Below are 16286 nucleotides of genomic sequence, written 5' to 3' on the forward strand. Positions count from 1 at the left end.
TCCCATGCCCGCCACAACGGAATCCGGCGGGGCAGGCCGGATTCGCGGCGTCAGGCACGTCGGGCAGCGGGCGCTCCTGGCCGAACTGGAGCACCCCGAGGACGTCCTTGCCCTCCAGGAGTATCTCACTGCCAACCCGCCGGTGGGCCAGCTTGAGGTCATCAGTGCCGCCGAAACGGTTATGATCACCTGCTCCACCCCGGAGTCGGCGCGCCGTATCCGGAAAGCCCTGCTGAATCTGGTCTTCCCGCCCCGGCAACACGGCGAAAACGCTCTGGTACGCATCGACGTCGTTTACGACGGAGAAGACCTCCGGGACGTCGCCGCTCACTGCGGCCTCAGCCCCGAAGCAGTCCTCACTGCCCACTCGAGCCAAACCTGGACCGCCGCGTTCACAGGATTCTCCCCAGGCCTTGCCTATATGGTCGGCGAAAACAACCTCCTGAACGTCCCGCGGCGGCCCAGCCCCCGCACGTCAGTCCCGGCCGGCTCGGTTGCCCTGGGCGGAAAGTACTCGTCGGTCTATCCACGGGTATCACCAGGCGGCTGGCAGATCATCGGACACACCCAAACAGCAATGTGGGACTTGGCCAGGGAAAACCCTGCCCTTGTCACACCCGGGACCGAAGTCATCTTCCAGCCGGTCCGAGCATTCTCAGCCACGACCGGGGCCACCGCAGAACGCCCGTCCCCCACCCAGGAAGAAGGGAAAGGCCTAAGGGTACTCCAGTCCCTGCCGTTGACCCTTATCCAGGACCTCGGCCGAGCGGGGAACGCCGCCATCGGCGTCTCCACCTCCGGAGCCATGGATCGTCAGTCGCTCCAGCGGGCCAACCGCATTGTTGGAAACTCTGACGGGGCTGCCGGCTTGGAAATTGTTGACGGCGCACTGCGGGTTGAAGCCACCGCGGATCAGGTCCTCGCCGTGACAGGAGCACCCGTTAAGCTGAATATTGCGTCCTTTCATGGGCAAAGAACCGCCGAGATGGCCTATCCGTTCGCGCTGCTCACCGGCGAAGTCCTGACCCTGGGTAAGCCCTCCAGCGGGTTTCGCAGCTACCTTGCCGCCCGCGGTGGTTTCAACACCCCGGAAATCCTGGGCAGCCGCTCCACCGATACCTTGTCCGGCCTCGGCCCGGCACCCGTCACACCAGGCCAGCACCTGCCAGTGGCACCGGTTGAAGGGACGCACCCCGTTGGCTGGCCAGAGGCCCAACCCGACTTCTCCGACCCTGAAGCTGCCGTCCTCGACATCACCCTAGGTCCACGCGCTGACTGGTTCACCGAAGAGGCACTTTCCCTGCTTGAAAGCGCCGGCTGGACCGCGAGTAACGAGCTGAACCGTGTCGGCATGCGACTTGAAGGCCCGAAACTGCAATGGTCACGCACAGGGGAACTGCCCAGCGAAGGCACCATCGCCGGCTGCATCCAGGTCCCACCCAGCGGCCAGCCGGTCATCTTCCTCTCCGACCATCCCACTACCGGCGGCTACCCCGTCATCGCCGTCCTGGCCGAGAACCAACTGGCCAAAGCAGCCCAGATCCGCCCGGGAACCACCGTTGGCTTCCGTGTTGTTCCACACCAGAAAGAGACCATTGATGCATAAAGTACTGATAGCCAACCGAGGCGAGATTGCCGTGCGGATTGCCCGCGCCTGCAACGACGCCGGGCTGGAATCCGTCGCTGTCTATGCAGACGTGGATATCGATGCCCTTCACGTCCGCACCGCCGACAAAGCGTTCGGACTCGGCGGAAACGCTCCCGCCGAAACATACCTCAACATCGAAAAGCTCGTTGCCACGGCCGACCGTTCAGGGGCCGACGCCGTCCACCCCGGCTATGGGTTCCTCTCCGAAAACGCAGACTTCGCCCAAGCAGTCCTGGACGCAGGACTGACGTGGATCGGTCCCCTGCCGAAAACAATCCGCGAACTTGGCAACAAGGTCACAGCGCGCGAACTGGCAGTCCGGGCCGGTGTCCCCCTCGTCGCCGGCAGCGACGGCCCCGTACGCTCCGCAGCCGAGGCCAAAGCCTTCGCCGAAGAACACGGTCTGCCGATCGCCATCAAGGCCGCATTCGGCGGCGGCGGCCGCGGACTGAAAGTCGTCCGCGACATCGAAACCGTCGAAGAATCCTTCGACTCAGCGGTCCGGGAAGCCGAGGCCGCATTCGGCCGCGGCGAATGCTTCGTCGAAAAATACCTCGACCGGCCCCGCCACGTCGAAGCCCAGATCCTCGCCGACAACTTCGGCCGCGTCGTCGTCATCGGAACCCGCGACTGCACCCTTCAGCGGCGCAACCAAAAACTGGTGGAAGAAGCACCCGCCCCCTTCCTCACCCCCACCCAAGAAGAAACAATCCACGACGCCGCCCGCGCCATCTGCCGCGAAGCGGGCTACCGCGGCGCGGGAACAGTTGAATTCCTCGTCTCCGAAGCCGGCGACGTCGCCTTCCTTGAAGTCAACACCCGCCTGCAGGTCGAGCATCCCGTCACCGAAGAAACCTACGGCGTAGACCTCGTCCTTGAACAGCTGAGCATCGCGCAGGGACAACCGCTCCTGATCGAAGACGGACTGCAGCCACTGAAGCACTCCCTGGAATTCCGCATCAACGCCGAAGACGTCGGCCGTGGATTCCTCCCCACCCCCGGCACGCTCACATCCCTTCAGGTCCCCACCGGGCCCGGCGTCCGTTTCGATTCAGGCGTCACTAACACCTCCGAGGTCCCGCCCCAATTCGACTCGCTCATCGCCAAACTCGTCGTGACGGGCTCCGACCGGCAGCAGGCCCTCCGAAGGGCCCGGCGCGCCCTGGCCGAACTGGTCATCGAGGGCGTCCCAACTGTAGTGCCCTTCCATCGCGCAGTCGTCCACGCACCACAGTTCTGTGATTCCTCATCCTTCAAAGTGCACACCCGCTGGATCGAAACAGAATTCCAAGCCGAGATCCTGCCCGACCCCGCCTACACACCGCAGCCCACAACCGACCAAGCCCTCCGCCAACTCCCGCTGGAGATCGACGGGCGCCGCCACATGATCGGACTGCCGGAGCAGCTTCTCGCGCTGCTGACTCCCGGGACCAGCAGCGCCATCTGCGATGAGCCGCAACAGGCTGATTCCGGTAAGGCGGACGGAACCGTGGAATCCCCCATGTTCGGCAAGGTCGTCAAATGGCTGGTCACCAAAGGCGATGAAGTTGCCGAAGGCCAACCGCTGCTGGTCCTTGAATCGATGAAGATGGAATCCCAAGTCCCCGCCCCCCGAGCCGGAACCGTAGAAGAGCTCGCCGTCGCAGCTGGAGACGACGTGCGGGCCGGAGCACAGCTGGCCACCCTCGCCTAACCCCAGAACCCGAATTTCAGGAAGCAAGAGAAGAGTCATGAGATTCTCACCCACATTGACCGTCATCCGCTCGGGTGAAACCCAGACGACAGCCATCGCCGGCGGCGTGGATGCTCTGGCCGTGAGACGCAAGATCGTAGCCCTGCAAGAGGCGATGGAATCCTATGGACTACCCGGTGTCGACGAAGTCACCTCCATCGGCCGCTCCCTGTTTGTCGACTACGACCCCTCCCACTGGACTCAGGCATCAATGAAAGCAGCCCTGATAGCACTGGAATCCACAGTGGCCCGGCCCGAAGAGGCCCAGCCGCTGCAGCACTTCGATTGGCCTTTGCTATGCGGAGAGGAAGGAACCAACGATTTGGAATTGGCCGCTACAGCCCATGGCCTCACTATCGGAGCATTCCTTACCCGCCTAACCCGCAGGACCTACATCATTCAGGACTTCACCATGCCCGGCATCGCTCCCCAGCTGTTCAGGAGGGACTTCCCGCACCTGCAGCCAGGACAGCAGCTGCATAGAAATGCGAGGAGGCTGTCCTGCGGAACATTGACACTCTCCAGCCAAGGCTTCACCGTCGCCACCTGCGAAACCTTGTCCCATGACCTGGTTATCGGGCACGTCCCTCCAGAGTGTGTCGCGCCGGAGACAGCTGCTTTCCGTGTCGGTGACAGGGTACGGTTTCTCAACCGATAAGACTCCCACCCCTATCCTCTATCTCGACTAGGCCGGCCGGGTTCTGGCGCACCCAGCGCTCGGACACAACGGCGCCCCTCTCTGTCCTCAGCCCAGACAGACTTAGCCCCGTCCGTAGCAGCAGCTGTACCCTGGCTCCCTGCCGTGGTTTGCCCGGCGAGTGCGGAAAGGCGCGCGACGCCGGAACTAACCGTCGTCGCGCCCTTTCGTCCGTTCCCGCTCCTAGGGAGCGGTGTTGGACTGTCTTTCCTCCTTCAGGCATTTTGATGTAGGTGCTCTGCTCTTGGCCCATTGGTACTTCTCTCGGATCCTGGAAATTACCGGGTTGCCCATCCTGCCCGGGGTTGGTTGGCGGACCTCAAAGGAGGAGTAACCATTGGGCCGCTGAACTGCGAAATCCCCGTTAACGAAAACAACCGCGTCCCGGTAGACCCCCGTGGAACTCCAGAGAAACTCTTTTACCGCGGTACTCCTGCGGCACCTGGAACGTCTTGGTGTATTCGACTGCTCCACCGGGAAAGTAACCGCCGTGGGAGCCCGAGCCGACAGCGGCAGTGCGTTCAAAGTTAATCATGGCGTCGTGCGGCAAAGTCACCGGGGCGCCCGCCTCCGATCGGTCCGAGGCATCAGCAAAGATACTGATTTTGGGCCGCACTATACAACCCAAAAATGTCGTTGACAATAAAGTGATCGGTAACACATACTCATGTTACCGATAATTTTTTGAATATCCGGAGTGTGCAGGAGTCCGACAGACCGGACGTCAAGACCTCTCCCAAAAACAACATGACCTTCCGGCCACGCTGCCGTGCCGGACGTTTGAGTTAGGAACCCAATGAATCTGTCAGTACGCCCGGGCGCCGTAGGCGCCCTGCCCTGGGCCCCTCGGTCCCAGGCAACGCCGTGAGCGCCCTAGCTGAGCTGGGAAAGCTCAAAGGCAAAGGAACAGGTGGCGAAGCCCGCCAGACCAAAACGGCGCTTGTCTTCCTCGGCCCCTGGCTGTTAGGTCTTTTCCTTATAACCCTAGGCCCGATGCTGATTTCCCTGTACCTGGCATTCACCGACTACAACCTCCTGCAGGAGCCTAGCTTCGTGGGGGCAGACAACTTCACGCGGATGCTTGAAGATTCCCGCCTGCAGAACTCCCTGAAGGTCACGTTCATCTACGTACTGGTGGGCGTTCCCCTCCAGCTGGGGGTGGCCCTTTTTATCGCATTGGTCCTCGACAGGGGTATCCGGGGCCTGCCGTTCTACCGGTCGGTCTTTTACTTGCCTTCCCTGCTCGGCGGATCCGTAGCGGTTGCCATCCTCTGGAAGCAGATCTTCGGCACCTCGGGCCTTGTGAATCAGTTTCTTGCCCTGATTGGAACTGAGGGGCCAGGGTGGATCTCGGATCCGAGCACCGCCCTCAGCACTATCATCCTGCTTCACGTCTGGACGTTCGGCAGCCCCATGATCATCTTCCTGGCCGGCCTGCGGCAGATCCCGGTCATGTATTACGAAGCCGCTCAGGTTGACGGCGCCAACAAGGTAGCGCAGTTCTTCCGGATCACGCTGCCCCTGCTGAGCCCCATCATCTTCTTCAACCTGGTTCTGCAGATCGTGGGCGCCTTCCAGTCGTTCACGCAGGCGTTCATTGTTTCGGGCGGGACGGGCGGACCTTCCGATTCCACCATGTTCTTCACGCTGTACCTGTACCAGAAGGGCTTCGGTCAGTTCGACATGGGCTACGCCTCTGCCATGGCCTGGGTCCTCCTCCTCATCATCGGCGCTTTCACCGCCATTAACTTCTACGCCTCAAAGTTCTGGGTGTTCTATGACGACTGAAATCCTGCCCCTGTCCACTGCATCCGACGGAGCCCTCCCTGCAGGCCAGGAGGGGCGTCATCCGGTGCCACGCCGCTCACGGCGCAAGTCGCCGTCGTCGGTCCGGCTCCGCGCCATAGTCAAGCACGTGCTCCTGATAGCGTCCGCACTGGTGATGATCTACCCGCTCCTGTGGATGATCGCATCCTCGCTGCGGCCAAACGACCTGATTTTCCGGGAACCCGGGCTACTGCTCTCCACATTCGAGGCAGGAAACTATAGCGATGGTTGGAATGCCCTCGCGAACCCGTTCTCCACCTACCTGCTCAACTCCGCACTGGTTGTGCTTGGCTGCATCATTGGCAACCTTGTTTCCTGCTCCATGGCCGCCTACGCCTTCGCTCGCCTGAACTTCAAAGGCAAAAAGTGGCTGTTCGGTGCCATGCTGCTCACCATCATGCTGCCGTTCCACGTCGTGATCGTCCCGCAGTACATCCTGTTTTCGCAGATCGGCTGGGTAAACACGTTCTGGCCGCTGATTGTCCCCAAACTGCTGGCCACGGACGCGTTCTTCGTCTTCCTGATGGTCCAGTTCATCCGCGGCATCCCCAAGGACCTGGACGAGGCTGCCAGGATCGATGGCGCAGGCCATGCACGTATCTTCCTGCAGGTGATCCTGCCCCTCATGGTTCCCGCCCTGGCCACCACCACCATTTTCACGTTCATCTGGACCTGGAATGACTTCTTTAGCCAGTTGATCTACCTGACAGACCCGAACATGTTCACGGTCCCCGTCGCCCTGAGGGCTTTCGTGGACGCGACGGCGTCCACCTCGTGGGGCTCGCTGTTCGCCATGTCCATCGTGTCCCTCCTTCCCGTCTTCATCGCTTTCCTCCTCGGCCAGAAATTCCTGGTCAAGGGCATCGCCACCACCGGCATTAAGTAACTCCCACCACATCCGGCGCCGACGACGACGCCGCACCAGAAAGGATCCCCATGAACTTCAGCTCATCCCGGAGGAGCTACCTGAAGCTTTCCGCTGCCGTTGCCGCCTCCGTCCTGGCGCTGTCCGGCTGCGCCGCAGCCGGCACCCCATCCGCCGAAGAAACCGGCCCCGTTACCATCCGGTTCACTTGGTGGGGAGGCGACGCACGGCAAAAGGCAACCCAACAAGTCATTGACGCTTTCGAGGCAGAAAACCCCAACATCACTGTGGTAGGAGAATACAGCGACTGGAACGGCTACTGGGATAAGCTCGCCACCCAGGTGGCGGCTAACGACGCCCCCGACATCATCCAGATGGACGAAAAATACGTCCGCGAGTACGGCGACCGGGGCGCACTCCTGGACCTGAAAAAACTCAGCCTCGAGACGTCGGACATCGACGCCGAAACGCTCAAAAGCGGCGAAGTAGAGGGCAAGCTCGTAGGCCTGATTACCGGCGTCGCCAGCTACTGCATCCTTGCCAACCCCGCGGTCCTGGAAAAGGCAGGCGTTGCAATGCCGGATGACGCCTCCTGGAGCTGGGATGACTACAGGGACATCGGCCGCAAGATCAGCGAGAGCGGGGCTGGTGCTATCGGCGCCGGCGTCGGCTACAGCGACGTGGACCTGAACATCTGGGCGCGCCAGAACGGCGACCGGCTTTACGACGACTCCGGCAAGGTCGTCATCAAGCCGGAAACCCTGGCTTCCTTTTGGAACAACATCAAGGAACTATCGACTTCAGGAGCCAGCGCGAAACCGTCCGCCATTGTCGAAAATGCGACAGCCTCATTGAACCAGACAGCTATTGCAAAGAACGAGATGGGCTTTTCCGGAGGGTTCAATACCCAGCTCACGGCCTACTCCTCAGCCAGCGGTAATGAGTTGAAGCTGCTGAGGATGCCTGGCGAGACACAGGCCAAGGAGGCTGGCGCCTACTACAAGGCATCGATGTTCTGGTCCGTATCGTCGCGTACGAAGCACCCTAAAGCCGCCGAGAAGTTCCTGAACTACCTTGCCAACAGCCAGGCCGCTGGTGACATCATGCTCACCGAACGGGGAATTCCAGCCAACACCAAAGTTCGAGATGCCATCGCCCCCAAGCTCGGCGCCACGGACAAGGCCGCAATTGAGTTCACCAACGCCATCGCCAACCAGGTGCGCCCGGCACCCCCTATCACCCCGGCCGGCGGCAGCGCTATCACGGACATCCTCAACCGCTATACCACCGACGTCCTCTTCGAACGCACCACCCCTGAAAAGGCCGCACAGCCCTTCATCGACGAACTCTCGTCCTCGCTCCGAAAGTAAGAAATGACTGAAAACCATCACAACAACGGAACGGCGCTCCGCGTCGCCATCATCGGCACCGGGGGCATCGCCAACGTCCATGCCGAAGCCCTGCGGCAGCAGCCCGGAGTGGAACTTGCGGTCGCAGTGGACATCGACGCGGCACGTGCGGAGGCTTTTGCCGCCACGTGGGGCATCACACGGACGGCGGCCAGCCTCGCAGAAGCGGTGATCGGCGGCGGACTGGACCTTGTCGCCATCTGCACGCCCCCGTCAAGCCACTTCCCCCTGGCACTGGAAGCACTGTCCCTCGGCCTACACGCTGTGCTTGAAAAGCCGCCGGCATTGTCCCTTCATCAGATGAAGGAACTGGAAATTGCCGAAGCTGCCTCCACCGGGTCCTTGAGCTGCGTGTTCCAGCACCGCTTTGGGTCGGGCGCCCAACGGCTGGCCGGCCTGCAGCAGTCCGGAGCACTCGGAAAGCAGCTCGTGGGAACCTGCAACACTTTATGGTTTCGCGACCAACCCTACTTCGACATACCCTGGCGGGGGCTGTGGGACGTTGAAGGCGGCGGACCCACTATGGGACACGGCATTCACCAGTTCGATCTCCTCCTGCATCTCTGGGGTCCCTGGTCGGAAGTGACCGCTTTCGCCGGAAAGCTCGCCCGCAGGACGGACACCGAGGACGCCTCCGCAGCTGTGGTCCGCTTCGAATCCGGAGCGATCGCCACCGTCATCAACTCTGTTATCTCCCCGCGCGAAACCTCCTACCTCCGGCTGGACTACGAAAACGCGACGGTGGAACTGGAGCACCTCTACGGCTACAGCGACTCCAACTGGAAGGTGACTGCGGCTCCCGGCCAGGACGCCGTCGTCGGACTCTGGGCCCAAGGGGAGGACGCGCCCAGCGGGCACCCCGCGCAGTATGCAGCCATTATCAGCAGCCTGAAGGGCGGCGGGCAAGCACCGGTTTCCATCAGTGACGCATATGCCACGATGGAGCTTGCTGCAGCGATCTACGCCTCCAGTGTCGGCGGAACCACCATAGCCCGCGGCTCCATTGATGAAGCAAGCCCGTTCTTCACCCGCATGGACGGCCACCTGGAACCCTGGAAACAAGAGGAAGCACTAAACGCATGAGCACATCTGCCGCAATCAGCTGGCACCACGACCAGCAGTCCTTTACCGTATCCCTCGGTCATCTGGAGATCGCAACCTACACATACGACGCCACTGATGAACAGCGCGAATCACCGCGGCCGTTCTTCCACCCGCTGCGCACCACCGCCGGCGAAACCGTCAGTGTCTACCGCCCGTGGGACCATGTCTGGCACAAAGGTATCGCCTGGTCGCTGCCGCACTTCGGCCCTGATAATTTCTGGGGTGGCCCCAGCTACCGCAGGGGCGAGGACTACAAGTGGTTGCCGAACAACGGCAGCATGCGGCACGAGCGCGTGGTGGAAGCAGGACTGTCCGACGGCGCCTTCCGCTTCGTGCATGAGCTGAGCTGGTGGACACAGGACGGGGAAAAGGTAGTGGACGAGGTCCGGAGCATCCGCATCAGCGCAGGGCCGGACAGCAGCTCGTGGACGCTGGTCTTTGAAACTGAGATGACCAACGTGTCCGGCCGTGATATCCAGATCGGATCCCCCACCACCGAAGGACGCGAAAACGCTGGGTACGGCGGACTGTTCTGGCGGGGCCCACGCGAGTTTGCCGGAGGCCGGATCACCGGTCCCGGCGGTGCAACGGGTGAAGCCCTCCGCGGCACCAGGGCCCCGTGGCTGGCTTTCGTAGGCCAGCACGATGACACCTGCCGCTTCTCCACTGTGCTGATCGCCGATGACACCAGTAATGCCCAGCACCCGCCAGAGTGGTTCGCACGCTCGGAGCCGTTCGCCTGCCTTGGCCCGGCCCCGTTCTTCAGCAAAGAATTCACCTTCGCTGCCGGTTCCTTCATGGCAAACCGGTACGCCGTGGTGATTGCGGACGGTGATTCGGACAGCGGCCGACTGGAGGCCCTTGCCGCCGAGGCAGCCCGGACGTTGCAGCAGAAGGTGGCACTGGACGCATGACCACGGTCCAGCAAACCGCTGCGCGGCAGCAGGCGGCCTTCCCTGGCGGGGTGGCGCTGACCCGTCTGGGCGTATACGACTGGGAAGCCGCCGACGGCATCTGCGGCGGTTCACCCCACATGCACACGGCCTCAACAGAGGCGTACCTGGTCCTGTCCGGGACCGGGCGGGTGGAGACCATCCGTTCCTCCGGCTACGAGTCCTACGACCTCGCCCCGAATGATCTGTTGTGGTTCAGCCCGGGAACGATCCACCGACTGGTGAATACGGACAATTTGAACATCCTGGCCATCATGCAGAACGGCGGCCTGCCGGAGGCCGGCGACGCCATTATGACGTTCGAGCCGGACATCGTCGCCGACGCCGAACGCTATGCCAGGACGGCATCGCTCGACGGCGGACCGGCAGCGGTTGCCAACCCGGCACCCGGGTCCGGTGTAACGTCCCGCGCTGCGGCCGCCCGCGCGCGCCGTGACGCTGCCTTTGCCGGTTATGAGCTGCTCAAGGAAGCCGCCCTTGCCGGCGACTTTGCCGTCGTCGAACAGTTCCAGCGGGACGCCGTCCGGCTGGTCCAGGCAAAGGTCTCCGGCTGGCAAAACCTCTGGAGGGAAACCATCGCGCCGGAACCGGCCAGAACTGAACGGTGGCTTGCTGACCTCGCCCAGGGCGGCTTCAGTCACTTCCGGGATGCTGCCGTCTCCAGAACTGTGCCGGTCAACACCGGACCGATCTTCGGGATGTGCGGGCTGTTGCAGAAATGGGACATTGGCCCGCAGTCCTGATGCGGGCAAGCCCGCCCGCTACGCAAGGAAACCCGACCGCGGGAGTGACTAGGCTGGAGTCAGATCACTCCCGCGGGAGCGGAAACAGTAATCTTAGGAGACATCTCATGGCTCAGGCCGCACTCGAGCCCGACCGCCCAAAGGCACCCACAATTTACGATGTGGCTGCCCTGGCCGAAGTCTCCCACCAGACCGTTTCCCGGTACCTTAAGGACAAAAGCAAACTCAAACCCGCCACCCTGGAGCGGGTTGAAAAAGCGCTTTCTGAGCTCAACTACCATCCGAATCTGGCAGCCCGGTCGTTACGCTCACGCGAGCGGTACCGCGTAGTGGTGATGGTGCCCGAGGCCTCGCTCTACTTTCCGACCAGGATGCTCAGCGGCGCCGCCTCCGCCGCACATGCAGCAGGGTACAGGGTAGACGTGATGTCCCTTGAAGGAAGTGCGGAGGCCCGGGCGCAACAGCTTCAAAACTTAATCGCCGGGGAGGGCATTGCCGGCATTCTTTCCTTCGTTCCACGCCCCAAGGCAAGCTCCTTGATGTCCCCGGTGTCATCAGTTCCAATGGTGATAGCCGGTGAATACGACAACAAGATGCGTGCCCGCGGAAGCCTCGCGGACGGGACTGCTGCCGCCAAAATAGTGGAACATCTGGCTTCACTGGGCCACCGCAACTTTTTTCACGTCGCCGGACCCGCCAACTGGCCTTCAGCCCGTAATAGGCGTTCCGCATACGAGGAAGCAGTGGATCAGCTGGGCCTCATTTCGCTAGGCGTAGCAACCGGGGATTGGTCGCCGATGTCTGGCTACCAGGCTGGTCAGGATATTGCTGCGCTGCCGGATGTTACGGCAGTGGTGGCCGCGAACGATCAAATGGCAATCGGCGTCATCCGAGCACTGCATGAGCAAGGCATCAACGTCCCCGGCCATGTCAGTGTGTTTGGCTGGGACGACATGGCCGAATCACAGTTCCTGGTGCCCTCTCTCTCCAGCGTGCACATGGACCTGGAGGCTTTGGGAGCGCGCAGCATGTCCGACCTCGTGGGCAGGATCCGTGGTGAACAACCAATGTCCGAAGACCTGACACTCGCCCCCATGGAACTGGTTATCAGGGAGTCCAGCGGACCGGTGCGCAGCTGATCCCGGAGGACAAGGGTGCGATGAAATCCCCGGACAACACCGTTTTCGTGCACTCCTACATCGAACTTGCCGAGTGGCCACAAGAGTTTCAGATCCAGAATTCGTCAGACCACGCAGCGCTTTGACCACCACTCATATCAGCTCAGTGGCGTCAGACCGCAGCTTTTGGCCTGACCGTCGCTGGTACCGACATCTCTACGTAGCCGGAAGCCCTCGCGCCATGACTGCAGCTCATCACTCGCCGTGCCTTAGTTTCGCGACCGGATTGGAGTACACCCCACCCTGACGTCAGAACCCCCCTCTAGATAGCAGTCAGGTTAGGATCTGATCGCCCGTTTCCAGACAGACGCTTCAGAGGGTCATAGATCTCGGCCTGACACCTTCGGCGAATGCGAATCCAGCGGCAGGGTCACCCCGGCCCAAAACAAGCAATGCCAATCGACGACAAGACCCGTGGAGAAACCGCCGCGCCCAGGCTGCTTGTAATACAAGTAACCGACTTGTATTATAAGAAGGCGGGCGAAGGAGCCCGGTCCCGCCCAAAGGAGAACCCATGAGTACCGTCGACCTGATCCGGCACGTGAAGCTGTCCACTGCCAAGCTCCCCCTCGCTGTTCCCATCAGCGACGCCAAGGTTTTCACCGGCCGGCAGAAGCCCATGACCGAGGTTGTCTTCCTCTTCGCGGAGATCACCACCGAACTCGGTCACACCGGTATCGGTTTCAGCTACTCCAAGCGCGCCGGCGGCCCCGCCCAGTACGCGCACGCCAAGGAAGTTGCCGCGGGCATCATCGGCGAGGACCCCAACGACATCGCCAAGATCTACACCAAGCTGCTCTGGGCAGGCGCCTCCGTAGGCCGCTCCGGCGTCGCCACCCAGGCCCTCGCCGCTCTCGACATCGCCCTCTACGACCTCAAAGCCAAGCGCGCCGGCCTGCCCCTGGCCAAGTTCCTCGGCTCCTACCGCGACTCCGTCCAGACCTACAACACCTCCGGCGGCTTCCTCAACGCCACCCTCGAGGAAGTCAAGGCCCGCGCCACGCAATCCATCGCGGAAGGCATCGGCGGCATCAAGATCAAGGTAGGCCTCCCGGACAGCAAAGAGGACCTGCGCCGCGTCGCCGGCATCCGCGAGCACATCGGCTGGGACGTCCCGCTGATGGTGGACGCCAACCAGCAGTGGGACCGCGCCACCGCCCTGCGCATGGGACGCCAGCTCGAGGAGTTCAACCTCATCTGGATCGAAGAACCCCTGGACGCCTACGACTTCGAAGGCCACGCACACCTGGCCAACGTCCTGGACACCCCCATCGCCACCGGCGAAATGCTCGCCTCCGTGGCCGAGCACAAGGGCCTCATCAACGCCAACGGCTGCGACATCATCCAGCCGGATGCACCCCGCGTCGGCGGCATCACCCAGTTCCTCCGCCTCGCCGCCCTCGCCGACGAGCGCGGGCTGGGCCTGGCCCCGCACTTCGCCATGGAAATCCACCTGCACCTGGCCGCCGCCTACCCGCGCGAGCCGTGGGTTGAGCACTTCGACTGGCTCGATCCGCTGTTCAACGAGCGCCTCGAAACCAAGAACGGCCGGATGATCGTCCCGGACCGTCCCGGCCTCGGCGTCACCCTCAGCGACCAGGCACGCGCCTGGACCACCGATTCCGTGGAGTTCGGCGCGTAACCTTGTTGCCATGAGCCGGAACCTCACCGCGGACCTCGCCGCCGACCTTCGTACCCGCATCGTCGACGGCGCCATCCAGCCTGGCGAGAAACTCCCCAGCGAAAACACCCTCATCAGCGACTTCGGCGTGAGCCGGACCGTTGTCCGCGCCGCGCTCACCAGGCTCCAGGCCGAGGGACTTGTTGAAACCGAACGGGGGCGCGGCAGCTTCGCCCTCACGCCGCCGTCGGACGGGCCCCAGGCAGCACCCGGGGCCCGTCCGGTGGCCACCATGGAGGACCGGCTCCACCTGCTTGAGTTCCGTATGGGAGTGGAAACCGAAGCCGCCGCGCTGGCCGCCCGCAACCACACCGAGCGGCAGCTACGCGCCGTCACCGCGGCACTCGAGGAGTTCAGGGGTAGCGCCGGCCACCCGGCGCACGCCATGAAGTCAGACTTCGAGTTCCACCGGGCCGTGGCTGCCGCCTCCGGCAACCCCTTCTACTCCGACTGCCTGGCTGCCCTGGGCCAGACCATGATCGCGATGCCGCGCACCCGGCTGATGACCGGCGTCGAACACTACGCCCGGGACCACTTCGACCAGGTAATCCAGGAGCACCGGTCCATCTCGGACGCCATCGCAGACGGTGACGAGGCTGCCGCTGCCGCCGCCATGCGCAGCCACCTGGCCAACTCACGACGGCGGTTCAAGGCTTCGGCGCGCCCGTAGCCCGGGTGCGTCCGGGCTGATACCCCGCCGTCGTCCGTATATATAGGCAGCAAAAGCAAAAGGGCCCCGGTCTATTGACCGGGGCCCTTCATTTGCGTGCGCGAGGGGGGATTTGAACCCCCACACCCTTTCGGATACTGGCACCTGAAGCCAGCGCGTCTGCCGTTCCGCCACTCGCGCGCAACTTCCTCCACAGAAATCCCGGCCGGTTTCCCGAACCGCAACCCTGTAAAAGCAGCGAGATCAAGCATAACGGACATCGGCCACAAAACACCAATTGAGCGTCCGAAGCGCTGCCAGGCACCGCCGGGCCGGGGCAGGAACGGCGCCGCGCCGCCTCTAAAACCCCAGTCCGCGGGGGACCGAAATCTGCCCATTACTGAACTTTTGGCAGCGCCCGGCCGTTGTGGATTAAGGTCATTCACAGGCCTGCCCAGTAGTATCTGATGTAGGAGTGGCTGCTGCACGCAGGCACACCGGCGGCTTAAGAACAGCACCGCAAGTGAACTTTCGGAACGAAAACTGCCCCGCAGCCGGGGGGAAAGGAGAAGAACCATGGGTCTGCTGGACAAAGTCGAGCGCGGCATCGAAAAGGCCGTCCGGGGCGTCTTCTCCACCGGCTCGCGCAACCAGGTTGAACCCGTCGAGATCGCCAGCAGGCTGCGCCGGGAAGTGGACCACCGGTCGCTCACCGTCGCCGCCGGACGCACCCTGGTGCCCAACGTTTTCGACGTCCAACTCAGCGATGATGATTTCAAACGCGCCCAGGAATGGGGCACACCGCTGGCCGAAGAGCTCTGCGACGTTGTGATCAACCACGTCCGCAGCCAGGGTTACACCCTGCAGGGATCGGTACGGATTTCCTTCCGCCGTGACGCTGAACTGCGCGCCGGCGACTTCGAGATCCACTCCTCCACGGAGAAATCGAAGGGCGCGCCCGGTGCCGCCCCGCAACGCCCCAACCTTCCCGCCGCACCCAGCCGCCAGCCCGTCCGGATGCAGCCGGTCCTGGACATCGACGGCCAGCGGTATTCACTCAACGCCCCGTCCATCGTGCTGGGCAGGTCTTCCGAGGCCGACATCCTGGTCGAGGACACGGGCGTTTCCCGCCGCCACCTCGAGATTCGGACCGCCAACGGCGTCACCAGCGCAGTGGACATGGGATCCACCAACGGAAGTTACGTGAACGGGCACAAAGTTTCCGGAAGCACCGAACTTACTGACGGCTCCACCATCACGATGGGACGGACAAAGATCATCTTCCGCCTGCTTCCTGCCGGCCCTGGCGGCCATGCATGAGTGAACTGACCATCACCGCTCTGCGGTTCGGCTTCCTGCTCCTGCTCTGGGTGCTGATCTTCAGCATCGTGTCCGCAATGCGCCGCGACCTCATGGTGGGCCGCAAGGCCGCAGCCGGCGCCCCAACAGCCCGGCAGGTCCGCAAGAACCCCGAACTTGCCGAAGAGCCGCCGCAGCCCGTGAAGCAGCAGGCCAGGCAGCTGGTGGTGATCGAAGGCCCGCTCAAAGGACGAACGCTCCCCCTCGCCGCGAGCCCCATCCTCTTGGGCCGCGCCCAGGAGGCCACCCTGGTCCTGGAGGACGACTACGCCTCCGGCCGTCACGCCAGGCTGTTTCCGCAGGGCAGCCGCTGGTTCATCGAGGACCTTGGCTCCACGAACGGCACCTATCTGGCGGACCAGCAGCTGACCCGTGCCCTGCCCGTTGAGCTTGGCGTACCCGTGAGAATCGGCAAGACGGTCATCGAATTGAGGCCATAGC

At 62.9% G+C, this 16286-nt stretch carries 14 protein-coding genes and 1 tRNA gene; 14 read left to right on the plus strand and 1 reads right to left on the minus strand.

Translation table 11 applies throughout. The annotated features are described in order from the left end of the window. Positions 1-4 precede the first annotated feature (4 nt). From ACFVYC_RS07600 to ACFVYC_RS07655, 12 genes are all read left to right on the plus strand, one after another. Positions 5-1606 (plus strand): 5-oxoprolinase/urea amidolyase family protein, encoded by a 1602-nt coding sequence (locus ACFVYC_RS07600; protein ID WP_387548636.1) that lies wholly within the window; start codon positions 5-7, stop codon positions 1604-1606. Then, complete coding sequence (locus ACFVYC_RS07605) at positions 1599-3341, plus strand: acetyl/propionyl/methylcrotonyl-CoA carboxylase subunit alpha (protein WP_387548638.1); 1743 nt, start codon at positions 1599-1601, stop codon at positions 3339-3341. Before ACFVYC_RS07600 ends, ACFVYC_RS07605 begins: the two co-directional genes overlap by 8 nt. Before the next feature lie 37 nt (positions 3342-3378). Further along, positions 3379-4038 carry a carboxyltransferase domain-containing protein gene (locus ACFVYC_RS07610; protein WP_387548640.1) on the plus strand — a complete coding sequence of 220 codons (660 nt, stop codon included), beginning with the start codon at positions 3379-3381 and terminating at the stop codon, positions 4036-4038. 903 nt (positions 4039-4941) lie between these two features. Next, the gene (locus tag ACFVYC_RS07615) at positions 4942-5865 is read left to right on the plus strand and encodes a carbohydrate ABC transporter permease (protein ID WP_387548642.1); all 924 of its coding nucleotides are present in this window, start codon (positions 4942-4944) and stop codon (positions 5863-5865) included. Continuing rightward, positions 5855-6790 carry a carbohydrate ABC transporter permease gene (locus tag ACFVYC_RS07620; protein ID WP_387548643.1) on the plus strand — a complete coding sequence of 312 codons (936 nt, stop codon included), beginning with the start codon at positions 5855-5857 and terminating at the stop codon, positions 6788-6790. The genes ACFVYC_RS07615 and ACFVYC_RS07620 overlap by 11 nt, the downstream gene beginning before the upstream one ends. 50 nt (positions 6791-6840) lie before the next feature. Further along, positions 6841-8139, plus strand: coding sequence for an ABC transporter substrate-binding protein (locus ACFVYC_RS07625; RefSeq protein ID WP_387548645.1), 1299 nt, complete (start codon positions 6841-6843; stop codon positions 8137-8139). 3 nt (positions 8140-8142) lie between these two features. Continuing rightward, positions 8143-9261, plus strand: coding sequence for a Gfo/Idh/MocA family protein (locus ACFVYC_RS07630; RefSeq protein WP_387548647.1), 1119 nt, complete (start codon positions 8143-8145; stop codon positions 9259-9261). After that, positions 9258-10196 carry a PmoA family protein gene (locus ACFVYC_RS07635; RefSeq protein ID WP_387548649.1) on the plus strand — a complete coding sequence of 313 codons (939 nt, stop codon included), beginning with the start codon at positions 9258-9260 and terminating at the stop codon, positions 10194-10196. The genes ACFVYC_RS07630 and ACFVYC_RS07635 overlap by 4 nt, the downstream gene beginning before the upstream one ends. Next, positions 10193-10978 carry a cupin domain-containing protein gene (locus ACFVYC_RS07640; RefSeq protein ID WP_387548651.1) on the plus strand — a complete coding sequence of 262 codons (786 nt, stop codon included), beginning with the start codon at positions 10193-10195 and terminating at the stop codon, positions 10976-10978. Before ACFVYC_RS07635 ends, ACFVYC_RS07640 begins: the two co-directional genes overlap by 4 nt. A gap of 107 nt (positions 10979-11085) precedes the next feature. Next, positions 11086-12117 (plus strand): LacI family DNA-binding transcriptional regulator, encoded by a 1032-nt coding sequence (locus tag ACFVYC_RS07645; protein WP_387548653.1) that lies wholly within the window; start codon positions 11086-11088, stop codon positions 12115-12117. A gap of 553 nt (positions 12118-12670) precedes the next feature. Further along, positions 12671-13798: a mandelate racemase/muconate lactonizing enzyme family protein gene (locus ACFVYC_RS07650; RefSeq protein ID WP_387548655.1), complete on the plus strand. Its 1128-nt coding sequence runs from the start codon at positions 12671-12673 to the stop codon at positions 13796-13798. Positions 13799-13808: 10 nt separating this feature from the next. Beyond that, positions 13809-14507, plus strand: a complete 699-nt coding sequence (locus tag ACFVYC_RS07655; protein ID WP_387548657.1) for a FadR/GntR family transcriptional regulator — start codon at positions 13809-13811, stop codon at positions 14505-14507. 97 nt (positions 14508-14604) lie between these two features. Here the strand turns inward: ACFVYC_RS07655 and ACFVYC_RS07660 are convergent. Continuing rightward, positions 14605-14687, minus strand: a tRNA-Leu gene (locus ACFVYC_RS07660). Positions 14688-15062: 375 nt separating this feature from the next. Between ACFVYC_RS07660 and ACFVYC_RS07665 the strand changes: the two genes are divergently transcribed. Beyond that, positions 15063-15806 (plus strand): FhaA domain-containing protein, encoded by a 744-nt coding sequence (locus ACFVYC_RS07665; RefSeq protein ID WP_387548658.1) that lies wholly within the window; start codon positions 15063-15065, stop codon positions 15804-15806. Beyond that, on the plus strand, positions 15803-16285 hold the full coding sequence (locus tag ACFVYC_RS07670; RefSeq protein ID WP_387548660.1) for an FHA domain-containing protein: 483 nt from the start codon (positions 15803-15805) through the stop codon (positions 16283-16285). Before ACFVYC_RS07665 ends, ACFVYC_RS07670 begins: the two co-directional genes overlap by 4 nt. Position 16286: the final 1 nt, after the last annotated feature.

The organism is Pseudarthrobacter sp. NPDC058329 (assembly GCF_042879835.1).
Taxonomy (GTDB): Bacteria; Actinomycetota; Actinomycetes; order Actinomycetales; family Micrococcaceae; genus Arthrobacter.